At 70.2% G+C, this 14,711-nt stretch carries 6 protein-coding genes; 3 read left to right on the top strand and 3 right to left on the bottom strand.

Annotated features, from left to right (window positions below):
- The first annotated feature begins 683 nt into the window (after positions 1–683).
- On the top strand, positions 684–2,804 hold the full coding sequence (locus tag ACH4SE_RS05520; RefSeq protein ID WP_398541977.1) for a hypothetical protein: 2,121 nt from the start codon (positions 684–686) through the stop codon (positions 2,802–2,804).
- Between the two features lie 411 nt (positions 2,805–3,215).
- On the opposite strand, the gene ACH4SE_RS05515 is transcribed toward ACH4SE_RS05520, so the two are convergent.
- The 3 genes from ACH4SE_RS05515 to ACH4SE_RS05505 all read right to left on the bottom strand — a co-directional run bounded on the left by ACH4SE_RS05515 (position 3,216) and on the right by ACH4SE_RS05505 (position 13,405).
- Positions 3,216–5,579 (bottom strand): UvrD-helicase domain-containing protein, encoded by a 2,364-nt coding sequence (locus tag ACH4SE_RS05515; RefSeq protein WP_398541976.1) that lies wholly within the window; start codon positions 5,577–5,579, stop codon positions 3,216–3,218.
- On the bottom strand, positions 5,576–12,637 hold the full coding sequence (locus ACH4SE_RS05510; RefSeq protein ID WP_398541975.1) for a DEAD/DEAH box helicase: 7,062 nt from the start codon (positions 12,635–12,637) through the stop codon (positions 5,576–5,578). The genes ACH4SE_RS05515 and ACH4SE_RS05510 overlap by 4 nt, the downstream gene beginning before the upstream one ends.
- A 243-nt stretch (positions 12,638–12,880) precedes the next feature.
- Entirely contained in the window at positions 12,881–13,405 is a 525-nt protein-coding gene (locus tag ACH4SE_RS05505) for an ATP-binding protein (RefSeq protein ID WP_398541974.1), read from the bottom strand.
- Positions 13,406–13,707: 302 nt separating this feature from the next.
- On the opposite strand from ACH4SE_RS05505, the gene ACH4SE_RS05500 reads away from it, so the two are divergent.
- Positions 13,708–14,469, top strand: a complete 762-nt coding sequence (locus ACH4SE_RS05500; protein ID WP_398542144.1) for a helix-turn-helix domain-containing protein — start codon at positions 13,708–13,710, stop codon at positions 14,467–14,469.
- Positions 14,466–14,678: a DUF397 domain-containing protein gene (locus tag ACH4SE_RS05495; protein WP_398541973.1), complete on the top strand. Its 213-nt coding sequence runs from the start codon at positions 14,466–14,468 to the stop codon at positions 14,676–14,678. The genes ACH4SE_RS05500 and ACH4SE_RS05495 overlap by 4 nt, the downstream gene beginning before the upstream one ends.
- Positions 14,679–14,711: the final 33 nt, after the last annotated feature.

Here is a 14,711-nt window from a genome sequence, read left to right as displayed (position 1 = left end):
ACCCGCCCCAAGGATATCTGCGGAAACTAATGCCAAGCGGCTGAATATCCTTATCACTGCCGAGAAGGAGCCGGACCGACGCAGTCCCCAGTATCTCGCGCCAAGACTGCGGGGGCGGTTCAGCGGTTCAGCGCATACTCGTGAGCACTCCGCCGAACCCGCAGCCTCGCAGGTAGCAGCCGCTGTGGACGCCCAAGCAGCCGGAGCCGGCCGTCTTGACCACCGATCGGCCCGGTGAACCATCGGTGTGCGTCTTGGCGCCGTCGAACGTCGCCACCGCCGGGGTTCGGCGTCGCAACAACCGCGTCTCCCCGTGCATCTGCGACGCGAAGATGCAGATCCCGAGTGCTGGAACGTGGCCAGTAGCTCGAAGTAGACCCGGCGGTCAGCAGTATGACTACCCATCGGCGCTGCCCTCCACCCACCCCACGAGCGTTGTACTTGCGTTGTACCGGTTTCTTTGACAGGCACCATGACCTCCTGTCATTCTCGGTCGGCACAACGCTGCAACAACATGGAGGTAGCGGGTGGCCCCTTACCGTGCTGCTTTGAGTCGGACTCAAAGCCGAGCAGGCTGGTCGGTACAGTTCAGACACCCTTCTCTGGTGGATCCTCGAACGGGCCGGACCGGCCGCCGAGTTCGGTTCGGGCTAGGCACCCGGGACGAGACGCAGGCAGAGGCGATGGTCGCGGAGCTCAACCAGTTGCTCGGCGACGAGCGTTGGTGGTCGGCGTTGGCCCGCACCGCAGCAGAAGGGCAATTCGACGGTCGCGTACTCGAGATTTTCTACTCGGGACTGCAAGCCGATAGGTACGATCCTCGTGAAGTCCGGGATCGGCTGCTGCCTCTTCCCGAGCGCGAGGAAGGATGGAAGCACGTCCTCTTGCTGGGGACCACTGGGGCGGGTAAGACCACGCTAGTTCGCCAGCTCATCGGAACTGACCCAGAAGACGAACGCTTCCCCACAACTGCGACCGGTCGCACCACGATCGCCGACACGGAGATCATTTTGGGCGACGGCCCCTATGAGGCCGCAGTCACCTTCTTCCAGCTCGACGAAGTCCGTGAATGCGCCTTGGATTGCCTCTTGCGCGCCGTACTGGCGGCACATCGAGGCGAAAAGCGCGTCGACGTGCAGCGCGCAGTCCTTCAGCACCCTGATCAGCGTTTCCGTTTCAACTACGTGCTTGGCGATGGCGACACGCCCGAAACGGCCACGACCCCTAAAGCCGACGCGGATGATCTCTTCGATGAATCTCTTTTCGAAGAGACGACCGAACCACGACTCGGCATGTCTGAGCTGGGAACGTTGGCAGTCGATGATGCGCCGCACGTCATCGCCCGCGCAGTTGATCGAGTCATCGAACTTGCAAGTCAGCACGGCCAGCGCCTTACGCAGGACCTTGATCCGAACGGGGTTGAAGATCCTCAGGTCCTTGAAGAACTTCTCGAGCAAGGACTCGATGAAGCACTTCGAGACGATGATGCCATCCACGAGCTAGTGGACGAACTCGTGGACCAGATGGCCGCGCGTTTTGAATTGGTAACCGAGGGTAAACTCCAGAGAAATCGGCAGGGCTGGATCGAATCTTGGACCTACGAGACCGAGGATCGCGCTGTCTTCATTCGGCAACTGCGACGCTTCACAAGCAACTCGAAGCAGGGGTTCGGTCGGCTGTTGACCCCCTTGGTGAGTGGCGTACGGGTCGGGGCGCCGTTCTCTCCGACTTGGCATGATGGAGATTACCCTGGGCTCGTCCTATTTGATACGGAAGGCCTCGGCCACACTCCGGATAGCTCGTCCAGTATGCCAACACGCCTCTCTCGGCTCATCGATGAGACAGACGCCGTGCTGCTTGTGGACAATGCAGAACAACCCATGCAGGCCGCATCTGCCGCCGTACTACGTGCTCTGGCTCGCTCAGGACACGCCACCAAACTGCACCTCTGCTTTACGCACTTTGATGGCGTAACTGGAGATAATCTGCCGACGGATAAAGATCGCGCCCGCCATGTACAGCAGTCGTGTACCGGTGTTCTTGCTCGAATCGGTGAGGACCTCGGCCCATTTGGTGAGCGTCCGCTGCGCCACCGCGTAAAGACTGCAACGTACTATCTCGCAGACATGCAAAAACGATACACCAAAGACGACACGTCTATGGTGGTCAAGCAGCTACGCAAGCTGCTCCATGATCTTGAATCGAGCGGCAATCGCCCTATTCTGGCAGACACGAGACCCGTCTACGATAAGGCGAACCTCGTAGTAGCCGTCCGTGACGCGGTTGAAGACTTCACAAAACACTGGAATGCGATTCTAGGCCTGGCGTCCTCATCTGAAGCCAGCAGGGCTCACTGGGGAAGAATCAAGGCACTCAGTAGACGGTTCGCCTTCAAGATGGACGACGAGTACCTCAACCTCCGCCCTGTAGCACATCTCCAGGCGGAGCTACAAGGCGGACTCGTCAAGGTCGTTCAGAATCCACTCAAGTGGTCGCAAGGAGAGCCGACAGAAGAGGAGAAGCAGGCTGTTTTGGAGGATTTTGTCAACCGCCTAAACCGTGGGCTGTTGGACCTTTGTCGTCGCCGCGTCGCGGTGGAACGTCTCGGAGACTGGCAGGCGGCCTTCGCCAAGAGTGGTCGTGGATCGACCTCGGAGCGTGCGCGTATCATTGCCGACAGTGTCTACGGACAAGCTGCACCGGTACCAAGAGCGATCCCAAATGCAAACGCCACCGCATTCCTGCGCGAGGTGATCCAGGTCGTCGTAGACGCCGCAGGTGAGCTCGAGGTTGAGTTGCTGTGACCCAAGGCGGTCTGCCACCGATCCAGCATCGTCGTGTGGTGCGGCGTAGTCCGGGAAATGGTCAACCTCAGCCGCGAAGCAGCGTGAGTGGTCAGCGCCGGAGGGGCCACCTCTAGGCTCACACCGCGCCCTGCCACGTTGACTGGTCTGGTGCCTGCTGCCCGAGCGTGCGTGAGCGATGCGTGAGCGGACGGCCTGGCATCCACTGGTCGTCGCTGAATGGAGCGACCTGCCGGGTGGTGCTGGCCAGCACCACCCGGCACGGTCGGGCACCGCGCACCCTGATCCTTGTCGCTCTCCTAAAGCCGGTGTCGCAGGTTCGAATCCTGCCTGGGCCACGTCCCGCGTCCGCGCGGGCGGTCCGCGTGCCGCCGAGGCGGCCACGGAGGCCGCCCGCGCGGCGTCGCGGGGTCAGCCCGCGAGCGTCGCACCGGACGGTCCAGTGGCGGCACTGCCCTCCGGCAGGGGTGTGTGATGCCATGTGGACGGTGGTCGCTCGTGCCGGAGCAGGTCCGTGGCGCGGTAGGCGGTGGCGTCCGCGTCGGGTGGAAGGAAGCGGCTAGCCCTGCCACTCCAGGTGATGACGAGTTCGTCCCGGGCGCGGGTGGCGGCGACGAACGCCAGGGAACGGGCTCGCTGCTCCTCCTGCCGGTAGCGGTCGGGGCTCGTGAGCCGGTACTGCTCGATCCGCTGGTGCGGTACGTGGCCTTCGCCGAAGGAGGTGAGGAAAACGCGCTGGAATTCCAGCCCCTTGAAGCGGTGCATCGTGCCTACGCGTACCGCGTCCCGGTCGGGTCGCGCTCCGTCCTTGCCGAGTTCCACGGCGGGCAGGGAGAACTCCCTGGTGAGAACGTCGAGGAACGCCCTGCCTGAGCCGCTGTCGGGGACGGAGACGGCCATCGCCGAGTACGGGGTGCCGAGGCTGTGACGGCGCTCCGTGATGAGCATGGCAACGGCGCGCATCTCGGTCAGGCGGTCCGGGGCGCGCCACAGCTGCGGAGCGGGGCCGGTCAGCACGGACCGGTAGCCGTCGAGGGTGTCGGTCCCGGTGTCGAGGTCGTCGTAGGAGGACCCACTGATCAGGCGGTTCGCGCTGACCAGGATCTGGCGCGTCGTCCGGTAGTTGAGGGTGAGACGGCGGGAAGCGCGACCATGGATCTCGATGCCCTGGTGGCTGAGGACGACCCGGCCGCCGTAGATGCGCTGATGGGCGTCTCCGACCAGGAAGATGTCGTTCGGACCCCTCGGCACCAGGGCGCGTAGCATCCGCCAGTGCGAGGCGGACAGATCCTGTGCCTCGTCGACCACGATGTGCCGGTAGCGGGGCGTTGCCCGCTGTGCGACAGCGGCGGCACGGTCGGCGATGAGCGCGTAGGTGGTACGCCGCGGTGCCGCGTCCAGGTGCGCCGTGAACGCCTGCGCGAGCTGCCACACCTCATGGCGCTGCCGCGGGCTGATGCGCGGGCGGCCGGTGCGGCCGATACGGCGGTAGGCGTCCCAGGAGTCGCAGCCGTACGCCAGGATCACGTGCCTGAACTCGGTGTCCAGGAAATCAGGGTCGTGGTCGAACAGCCCGGCCTCGGTGCACACGGTGTGCCAGAGTTCCAGGGCCTCGCCATCGCCCAGCGGCCGGCCCTTTTCCGTGCCCGCCTCCTCGACGATGCTGTGGGCGAGCGCGTCCACGGAGGTGACGTGGACCCGGCGCAGCGATTCGTGGCCGATCAGCAGACCGAGGCGTTCCCTGAGGTCCTGGGCGAGGTTGGTGTTGTAGGTGGTGAGCAGCACCGGCCGCGAGTCATCTGCCGGGAGATGCTCGACGAGATGGCGTACGCGGTGCAGGGCGACGACCGTCTTGCCGGTACCCGGGCCGCCGGTCACCCTCGCCGATCCCTTGAGGTCGCCGGTGGCCAGGCGCCGCTGCTCCGGGTGGAGGAACAGCCGCCAGGCGTCGAATGTGCGGCCCAGCGCGCCGAGGACGGCGTCGTCATCGGTCTCCGCCCGGGAGACGGGGCGCCTGGCCGCGCTCGCCCAGTCGCGGGTGTCCACCTCGTCGTCGGGGCGCCAGGTGGCCGTGATGTGCCGGCGTACGTCCGCCGGGTCCGCGTGGTCGCGCAGGCGCAGGAGGACGTCCCGGGTGAGTTCCGGCAGGTTGTGCGCGAGAAGCCGGTCGAACTGCTCGTCCGTCGTCACCTTTCGCAGCGCGGGCAGCAGGGAACGGACCACCCCGAGGTCGACGAGTGTCCTGTCGTCGTACCGGGCGAAGAGCGATGGCCGCTCAGCCGCGGCCGGCGCCGTGGACGGGCCCGGCGTCCCGGGCGTCACCCGATCCGGTGCGGCAGGCGCGTGCGGCCCGGGCGCGGAACTCTCCTTCCGGTCGGCCAGGGCCACGACGTTGGCGCTGACCTCGCTCTGGTCCACGACCTCGACGTCGCCCGAGACGGGGTTGATCTCCACGGTGAGGCGGGCGAGTTCGCCGCGGGCCCGCGGTCCGTCCCGCACGGCGAGGACCCGGATCTCGTCGCCGCCGTCCGTCGAGAGGAGTAGCAGCATGCACGTGGCATCGGCGTGGGCGAGATGCAGATCGCCGTTGTCACCGGCAGCCCGCAGGTAGGACAGGCGCAGCGCGCGATTGGCGCGGTCCGCGCGCAGCCGGTGGACGAAGTCTCCCACCGCGTCCGCGACCACCCCGCCCAGGCGCTCCAGGTCCCCGTGCGCCTGCCGTCCGACCTGAACCCGTGTTCTGGCCCGGGCCGGTTCCCACGCCGCGGGACTCATTCCGCCATCCCCTCTTCGCGCAGCAGTCGGGCGAGTTCTTCCACGTCCCAGCCGCCGGGCGGCCGCAGCCGCCATCCCGCGGCGGCGCATTGCGCCATGTGCGTGCTGTCCCGCGCGTCTTCGGACAGGACGACCCCGATCCTGGCCTTGGGCCAGGCGAGTTCGATCGTGCGCCGGACGCCGTCGATGTCCCAGTTCGCCCTGCCCGCCTGCACGTCGCCCCGGGCTGCGAGTTGCTGCGCCAGTGCCGCGACCTGCGGGTCGCCCCACCTGTCAAGGTCCTCCAGGAGCATCGCCCACAGGGTGCGCTCGGTGTGGTTCATGTCGTGGGACGGTCCGGGGTCTCCTGCCGCCGTGAAGGCGCCGGGGCGGTCCGTCTCGGCAGGCCCTTCACCGGGCGCCGGGGAGATGGACGCAGCGCCGTGTGCGGGCTCGCGCGGGAGCAGCCCCGTGCCGTCGGCCTCTTCGCGCAGCGCGGGCAGCAGCCCGCCGGCCGGGCCGGCCGTGGCGGCGAGCAGCGAGGCGTCGAAGGCGTCCAGGGCGGTGCGGGCGAGCGCGAGACCGTCCGCGCGGCCCGCGCCGGTGGGATCGAGGAACTGGATGATGTTGCTCCAGCACAGCCACGCTTTCCAGCGTCGGCGGTGGTCGGGGCTGTCCGAACCGACGGCTTCCGGCCGGTCGTCGAGCACGGCGAGCGCGCTCCACCGCAGGCCCTTGCGGTCGGCTCGGGGAGCCGCGACTAGGACCATCGGCAGCCCCGAGCCGTCGTGGAAGGACAGCAGCTTGAGCCCCTTCCCCGCGACGGTCGGCGTCGGGTCCCCGCGGAGGGCGGCCTCGATCCATCCGACAGCGGCGGCCGGATCCGCGTCCACCAGGGCCGATCTGCGCAGGGCGGCGGGAGCGCTGACGGCGAGCTGCGCGAGCTGCTGCCACTTGTTGGGCCGCGGGTCGCGCAGGAAGCCGAGGAGTGAGGGGATCGCGCCGTCGAAAAGCAGCGCGTGCGCCTCCGAGGGATCCCGCCCGGCCTTTCGCCACTGCTCGCGCACCAGGCCACCGGGATCAGCAGCGGACGCGACACCGTACGGCGGCCAGGCCGCGTCGGCGTCGCGGCCCGCGATGACGGCGTCCAGCGGGTCGGCCGGGCCATCCGGGCCGGACACCTGCCCGCCTTTCAGGTTTCGGTCCCAGGCCGCGACGTCGTCCCAGGTGATCTGCCAGACGAGTGTCCCGCCGGCGCGCAGCCGGGCGCGCTTGGCCGCGTCGTCGGCGATGCGGTTGGTACGGGAGGAGGCGTGCCAGCGGTAGCCGTCCAGATAGACGGCGATGGGCAGCGGCGGCGCCCCGTCGCTCGTCGTGTCCCCGGCGACCGGACGGAACAGCAGGTCAGGACGAGTGCGGTAATCGTGCAGATCCTTCTGGGCGACGACCTCCCAGCGGACCGGGGAGCCGTCCGGCCGGGTGAGGGTGAACTGCTTGCCCTGCCGCCCGGTGGGCGTGGACGCGTCGTCCGTGGCGGCTGCGTTGCCGGGCACGGCGAGCCAGCGGTCGAGGCATTCGATGAACCTGCGCTCCAGGTCGCTCTCCGCCTGGTCGGCGAAGCGTGGTCCGGCGCCGCTGTCGCCCTCGCGGACGTCCCACCCGCTGTGCCCGTCGGCGCCCAGGAGGGTGTCCAACATCCAGAGGGCTTCCCGCCGGTCGAGGTCCTTGTAGTCCCGTTCCGGGGCGTAGCCGAGCAGGCAACGGTGGCAGGCTCGGCGCGGGGTGTCCTTGCAGGGGCACGCGCGCAGTCCCAGTTGCGCGGCGGCGAGGACGGTTCTGAACTCCTCACCGTCGCGGTCGACGAGGCGCTGGAGATAGCCCGTTCCGCCGGGCAGGGCGTCGTACAGGACGAGGTGGTTGCGGGTGAGGCCGGTCTCCCGGTCAGGTTCGGTGGCGGCGGTGGAGCGGATGTGTGCCGGGTCGCCGCCGTATCGGAGGGCGAGGCCCAGATGGAGTGCGGCGGAGAAGGAGGCCAGCCGCTCGGGCACGTTCAGCGTGGCGGCGGGCAGCAGGATGCGCAGGGCCTCCGTGGTGTGCTCGGTGGCGGTGATGACCCGCACGTCCCGCGGCGCCGCCTGCTTGTCGCGGCGCCGGGTGGGGCACCACGGGCGGTGGTGGGCCAGCTCCTCCCGTCCGAGCAGGGACGGGCTGGACGTCTCCCGGGCGGGGCCGCGGCCCGGCTCACGGTCGGTGGCGCCGCCGCAACGCGGGCACACGGTGAATCCGGTGACCGCCACCTCGGCGCCGGCGAAGAGGGTGTCGTTGCGCCTGCCGTTACGTCTTTTGCCAAGGTTGAAGCGGCGGATGACCGCCTTGCGGACGTGGTCAACGCCGAAGGTGGCCTTTTGGTGCCGCCAGGTCCTCCTGATGTCTTGCGGATCGATGTCGACGGCTGTGACGGTCGTGTAGCGGGTGCTGCTGCGGCTTTCGCGGTCGTCGACGATCCGGGCGTCGTCCCGCTTGTCGTGGGCGGTGACCTTGCGCGGTACCACCACCTGGTGCAGGGCGGTGCGGCCGCCGATGCCGACGCCGCCGCAGCGCGGGCAGGGTGAGGTGTCCTGCTCCGCGGCTTCGCCGGTGCGGACATGGCCGCAGTCGTCGCACACCCGCCAGGTCCGCAGTCCCGCGGGCGGGGCGTGGGGAGAGTCCCTGCGGACGGGGCCGAGTTCGAAGCCGTCGACAACGTGCCGGTAGCCGCGGGCGTAGTAGGCGTTGCCCGGGGCGAGTTCGGTGAGCGCGGAAGCCGCGGGGCGGTCGTAGGTGCGCGGGTCGTAGTTCCAGCGGGACCTGTCGGCTCCGGCGTCCTCTCCCGCGCGGAGCCTGCGCGGGGGTTCCTTGTAGCTGAGCACGGCCTCCAGGCGTACGCCGTCCTCTACGAGGCTGTAGTTGGGCAGCAGTCCCTGCTCGACGAGGAAGCCCTGCGAATCGCCCTGCGCCATCTCCTGGAGGAGCCTTGAAACGCCCGCCGCCTCACGGACCAGGCCGCGCTTCTCACGTGCCTCGTCCTCCACGGCCTCGTGGAGGGAGTCGGCGGCGTCGCTGATCAGCTTGCGGCGCAACACGAGTTCGGCACGCTCGTCGTCCCAGGCCCGCCGTGCCCGCTCCAGCCGCGTGGCCAGCTCCGCCTGCGCGTAGCGGCGCAGGGTCTTGCGGGCGTCCCGGGACACGCCCGAGTCGGGGACCCCCTCGATGTCGGGGAAGAGCGCCAGGAAACCGTCCGCCAGGTCGACGCGCCCCTTCACCGCGTTCTGGAAGACCGTCAGCCAGCCGGTGCGGCCGACGAGCTGGGTCACCCGATCCGGCAGCGGTGGTACGCCCTCCAGGGCGCCGCGGGCCGCGCGGTCGATCAGATACGCGGTGTACTGCCGGCACAGCAGCTCGCCCGCGGACAGGAAGCACCCGGGCGGCAGGATCGGGCCGGCGATGAGGTTGTGCGGTTCGGCCAGGTGGTACAGGGCGCGGGGGCTGGTGTCGGCCAGCGTGACCATGAACGCGTTGCCGGTGGCGCGGCCCGCGCGGCCGACTCGCTGGACGTAACCGGCTGTCGATGGCGGCAGCGAGGCCAGTACGACGGCCTCCAGCTGGCCGATGTCGATGCCGAGTTCGAGCGTGGGTGTGCACGACAGGACGTTCGGGTCCGTGTAACGCGTGCCGCGCCGGAAACCTTTCTCCACCTCCTCGCGTTCCTTGCGCCTCAGGACGCCAGTGTGTTCGGCCGCCACCACGCTGTACGGCTCGGCCTCCCGGTACAGGCGCCGGTAGTAGTCGGTGCGGTGGTCGCGCGCCGCCCGGCCGCCCACCTCCCGCGAGGGGCGGGTCAGGGTGCCCTCGCAGCGCTTGAGCGGGCAGCGCGTGCCCTGCCACACCGGCGCCCGCTCCGGCGGCACGGTCTGCGTCCATCCGCACTCGGGGCAGGTCAGGACAGCGAGCGCGGTCTGGTCGTCGTCCAGCGGGCGCACCCGGACGTGCCCGGGAGTGAGCCCGTACACGCATTGCCCCTGCCGTTGGTCGGTCGGGCCGGTGCGCCGCCGGGCCAGCGCACCGATTGCGTCGCCGGCCAGCTGCTCGAAGAGCTCGCTGAGATACGCGCCCGCGGCCTCGCGGTCCAGGCCGAGGCAGCGGGTGGTGAAGTCGACGTACCAGCTGTCCCGGGTGTCCAGCCGCTCGAACGCGGTGCCGCCGGCGCGGGCGCCGACGAGGACGAAGGCCGGTGCCTCCGAGCCCCTGCCGAACGCGGGCATCCCCGCAGGCCGGCCTCCACGGACGAGGTACGTGTTGCGGCCCTCCTCGTCGATGAACCGATCCAGCCAGGAATGGCGGATGCCGCCGATCCGGCGGATGTGTTCGAGCAGCCCGCGGACGTAGCCCTCGAAGAACCGGGGGCGCTCCGGGTCGCCCGGGGGCGGGACGGCGGCCTTCGCGCCGGAGGCCGGCGCGGGTCGGTTCGTGCCGGAGGCGTCGCCCGGGTCTTCCGGGAGCTGCTGCTCCCGCCGCAGGTCGTACAGCGCCGCGGCCGCATCGGCCGCCGCGGCCGGGTCGGGCAGGCGGACCTCGGCGGCGACCGTACGGGTGAGTTCCAGGGTGCGCCCGAGGCGGGAGTGAAGGCCGAACTCCAACAGTGTGTTGAAGGCGAGGCGATCGCCGACCAGTTCCCAGGTGGCCTTCGGGATGCGCTGCTTGCCCGCCAGCAGCCGCTTGACCCGGCCCACGTCGTGCAGGTCGGGTGGTACGACGGAGGCGAGGAGGCGCTGCTCCGGGGCGGCGGCCCGGCTGATCAGCGAGGAGATCAGCTCGTTGAGCGGGACGCCGTCGGCGGCGAACTCTGCGCTCTCGCGGACGCGGTCGGCCAACTGCTCGTGGATGAGGGAGCGCAAGGAGAACTTCCAGGACCGGCTAGCCACGAAACCGGCGCGGTAGGCGGCGTCCTGCACCGAGTCGTTGAAGATCAGTGTCTTGCGCCGGTCGCGGTCGTGCTCGTCCCTGGCCGGCAGCTCCCCTCCGGTGAACAGCTGAGTGACCACGACCGAGGCGAGCGGTGCGACGCCGGCGCCAAGGAAGCGGATGCCCTGCGTCTGGCCGCATGCCGGGCAGCGGTCCTGCCCGGCGTATTCGCTCTGCTCCTGGTTGTCGAACCAGGCCCACACGTACACGCCGTTCTCGGGGGCGGGCGCCGGGGCCGTGCGGTCGCCGCCGCGCAGGACCTCATCCGGGTCGAGCCGGCGCAGCGCCCTGCCGTTGTCCTCCAGGACCAGCAGCGTCGCGTCGTGCGCGGCGCCCCTGCGGGCGGTCCGGGCGGCCCGGCGCGCGAGCAGCGCCCTGGCCTGCTCGGCCGCCTCTGCCGGGGTGGCGGCGATCAACGCCCGTACCCGGGCCTTGGCGGCCCCCCCGGCGACGCTCGCCCGGTAGATCTCGTCCGGGGCGTGGACCAGGTTCTGCGGGTTGCGGTCGGGGCAGATCGCCGCCCAGCCTGAGCGTCCGCAGTGCCGGCAGTATGCGGCGGGCAGCCGGCCGGAACGCTGGGCGTGCAGACGGCGCTCGGCCTGCGCGGCCACAGCCACGGCGCGGCGGTCCATGTCCGCACGGCTCTCACCGGGGCCGGGCCCGGTCGCGGTGAGAGCGGCCTGGTCGGCATCCGACCAGGAGAAGACGGGTTGCGGCGCGACGAACCGCAGCACGCGCGACAGCGCCCGCAGCCACAGATGGGCCTCCACCAAGAGAAGCGGCCGCTCCTTGTCGTCGGGCGCCTTCGGATCCCTGGCCGCCGAGATCAGCGCCACGAAGCGCGCCAGGGCGATCGCGGCCTGCTCCGGCTGCTGTACGGCGGCGGCCCGCCACGCCGAGCCGGCGGGGAACCCGCGGAGGACTTCCAGGGGCGTGAGCGGGGCGTCCTTCGAGGCGAGCAGCGCGTGGGTGAGGGGGTGGGCCAGCAGCCGCCGCCCCAGCTCGCGCGGATCCCCCGTGTCGCAGCCGACGGTCATGCGGGCGACGGCGTCCAGGCCGCCCGGGGTACGCGCCGGGTCGGGGAGGTCCGCCAGCTCGCCGGGCGTCGGCAGGGGCAGCGTGTCGTCCACGGCAGCCAGGAACTCCGCCGCCTCCCGCCGGTCCTCCCCGACCACCGCCTCGTCCGGGAACCGCGTCCCGAACACCTGCGAGGCCACCCTCAGCATGGCGCTCCGGTCGGCCGCCGCGCCCCCCGATCCCAGGGTCGCGGAGGTCGCCACCGGGCAGATCGCCCCCAGCGGCCGCCCGTCCTCAGGTGCCCCCACAACGGCCGCGAGCCGCCGGAGCAGCATCGCCACGTCAGTGCCCTGCGCTCCGTCGTACGTGTGGAACTCGTCGATCACGATGTACGCCAGGTCGGCGTCCCGCCACAGCGGGGCGTCCTGCTGCCGCTGGAGCAGCAGGTCGAGCATCTTGTAGTTGGTGATCAGGATGTCCGGCGGATTGCGGCGGATCTCGGCGCGCTCCACCATCACCCGCTTGTACGGGGCGGCCCCCCGGGACGACGCCTGGCCGATGAAGAGGCCCGCCGTCACCTCACCCAGCCTGTCGTCCTCCAGCAGATCGCCCAGCCGGTCCGCCTGGTCGCCCGCCAGCGCGTTCATCGGGTACAGCAGGATGGCCTTGATCCCGGGCTTACCCGCCGCCCTGGCCCGTCGGCAGTGGTCGATCACCGGGTAGAGGAAGGCTTCGGTCTTGCCCGACCCCGTGCCGGTGACCACCAGTGTGGGCTCGGGCCGGTGCCCGTCCTTGCTGGTCAGCCGGGCGAAGGCGTCCGCCTGGTGGGCGTAGGGCTGGAACCCCGCCGGATACCAGTCGACATGGCGCTGCCAGCCGTCGGCCGCCGCCCGGAAGGGGCGCCTGATCCGTAGGTACGGCCCGCGGAAGAGGCCGTCCGCCGGGTCGGTGAGGAAGTCCTCCAGGGCGTCCTGCGTGTCGGGCTCGGCCAGCGCGAAGGTCGTCGTCAGATACTCGACCGTCGTGTCGCGCAGTGTCTGCGCGGCGAGTGTGGGTCTCATGACGCGCTGCGCCCCCGTCTCCCCGGTGTCCCGTGACCGGCGTACGCCCGGACCACCGGCGAGCGCGCGCTCGCGGTGATCAGGTCCGATCGCGTTCCACTCTACGAGGCCGCACGGACAGCGCGCTGCCCACTGCCCGTGCCTCCTGCCACGGGACCGGTACGCGCACGGGGTGCGGGCCGTCCGGTCAGGGGAGTACGGCCGCGTGCCCGCCCCTCGTGCGGCGGACCGGCCGGACGGGCCTCACCGCCCGCATCCCGGCGCACCCGCGTACTCCGCCCAGACCGTCTTGCCCGGCCCGTTGGGGCGCGGGTGCCAGTCCCAGCGGACGGCCAGCCGAGAGACGAGGAGCAGGCCGCGCCCGCTCTCCTCGTCGCCCACGCCGTCCGGGAAGGCGGGGCGCTCCGGGACGCGTTCGCCACGGGCATCGGTGACCTCGACGCGCGCCGTCCCGGATCGCGGGGCCGCCTGCAGGCGGAGGTGGAAGTCCCGCCCGGCGACAAGGCCGTGGGTCACGGCGTTGGCCGCCAGCTCGCCGACGATCAGCACGATCTCGTCGTGCGCCTCGGTGCCGTACGGGAAGCCCCACGCGTCCAGGCGGAGGGCCGCCATGCGGCGGGCCAGGCGGGCTCCACGGCGCGTGGTGGTGAAGCGCATCTCGAACGTCTCGAAGCCGCGCGCCGCCGTGGGCTGGGCAGGCGCGGGCAACCGCGCGTCGGGGGCGGGCGGTCGGCTGCTGTCGGAAGGCCCGGCGGGCTTGTTCGTCATACGGATCACGGTCCCGCCGGTCGCGGACCGTCACCAGGGGTAACGCAATGACGTACGGCGGTTGTACGCGCGGCGCGCTTGCACGTACGCGAAGCGCAGCGTAACGGTTTGCGCACACGAGCGTTGAACAGGGGAGGAGGTGGTCGGCGGTGGAAGACGGGGGCACGGGGGCCGAGGGAACTTCGGGCGATGAGGAAACGGCGGTCGTGAGTTTCGGCGGCGGCTCGGGCAACGACGAGGGCGGCGGGCGCCGCCCGGATGACGACGCCGGGCGGGGCGTGGTCACCGCGTTCGACCAGACGATGAAGACGCTCAAGGCACGGGAGAACCTGGAGCGGGAGGAGTTCGGCAAACGGCTCGGCTACTCGGCTTCGACGATCGCGTCGTTCGAGCAGGGCCGCAGGATTCCCTCCCCCCGGACCATCGACCGCGCGGACGACGCGCTGCGGGCGGAAGGGTTGCTGCGCCTGTGGAAGGAGCAGGTGGAGAGGGCGCAGTATCCGACGTTCTTCCAGGGGATGGCGGCACTGGAGAAGGAGGCGCTTGAGCTTCTCGTGTACGACACCCTCGTGATCAACGGCCTGCTCCAGACCGAGGAGTACATGAGGGCGCTGCTCGCGATGCGGCGCCCTCCCCTGGACCCGGAGACGATCGAGCAGCGCGTCGACGCCAGGCTGGCCCGGCAAGCCATCTTCGAGCGGCGCCCAGCGCCGCTGCTGAGTTTCGTGATGGATGAGGCGCTGTTGCGGCACCGGTACGGCGGCGCGGCCGTGATGCGGGGGCAGTTGGAGCATGCTCTGCTGATCGGCCAGATGCGGAACGTCGAGATCCAGGTCATGCCGACGGACTGCGAGGACAACGCGGGCGTGAACGGGCCCTTCACGGTCGTCACCCGCAGGGATGGCAAGAAGTTCGTGTACTCCGAGACGTATTCGACCAGCGCTCTGGAAACCGACCCGGAGCAGACGGCGTTCGCCGCCGCACACTATGGGATCATCCGATCGCAGGCTCTCAGCCCGCGAGAGTCAACGAAGTTCATCGAAGGGTTGCTGGGATCGCTATGAACAACGCTGAGTCCTCGACCACCGCACCCGGCCTAGCCTGGTTCAAGAGCAGCTACAGCGGGACCGAGGGCGGCCAGTGCGTGGAGGTCGCGGCAGCTCCGGCCGTTGTGTACATCCGGGACTCCAAGGACGTCGGCGGCCCCGTGCTCACGGTGTCGCGTGCGGCCTGGGCGGAGTTCGTCCACATGGCGGCGAAGCGGGCCGTCTGAGCCCGCCCGTTCCGCCGCAAGAGCCGTGCCGGT

The organism is Streptomyces sp. NPDC020983, assembly GCF_044333485.1.
Taxonomy (GTDB): domain Bacteria; phylum Actinomycetota; class Actinomycetes; order Streptomycetales; family Streptomycetaceae; genus Actinacidiphila.
This window is presented reverse-complemented; position numbering and strand designations above follow the sequence as displayed.

What these genes read in the sequence shown, in the direction of transcription:
- ACH4SE_RS05495 (WP_398541973.1), top strand. Translation starts at nt 14,466, where the DNA reads ATGAACAACGCTGAGTCCTCGACCACCGCACCCGGCCTAGCCTGGTTC.
- ACH4SE_RS05505 (WP_398541974.1), bottom strand. Translation starts at nt 13,405, where the DNA reads ATGACGAACAAGCCCGCCGGGCCTTCCGACAGCAGCCGACCGCCCGCC.
- ACH4SE_RS05520 (WP_398541977.1), top strand. Translation starts at nt 684, where the DNA reads ATGGTCGCGGAGCTCAACCAGTTGCTCGGCGACGAGCGTTGGTGGTCG.
- ACH4SE_RS05515 (WP_398541976.1), bottom strand. Translation starts at nt 5,579, where the DNA reads ATGAGTCCCGCGGCGTGGGAACCGGCCCGGGCCAGAACACGGGTTCAG.
- ACH4SE_RS05500 (WP_398542144.1), top strand. Translation starts at nt 13,708, where the DNA reads ATGAAGACGCTCAAGGCACGGGAGAACCTGGAGCGGGAGGAGTTCGGC.
- ACH4SE_RS05510 (WP_398541975.1), bottom strand. Translation starts at nt 12,637, where the DNA reads ATGAGACCCACACTCGCCGCGCAGACACTGCGCGACACGACGGTCGAG.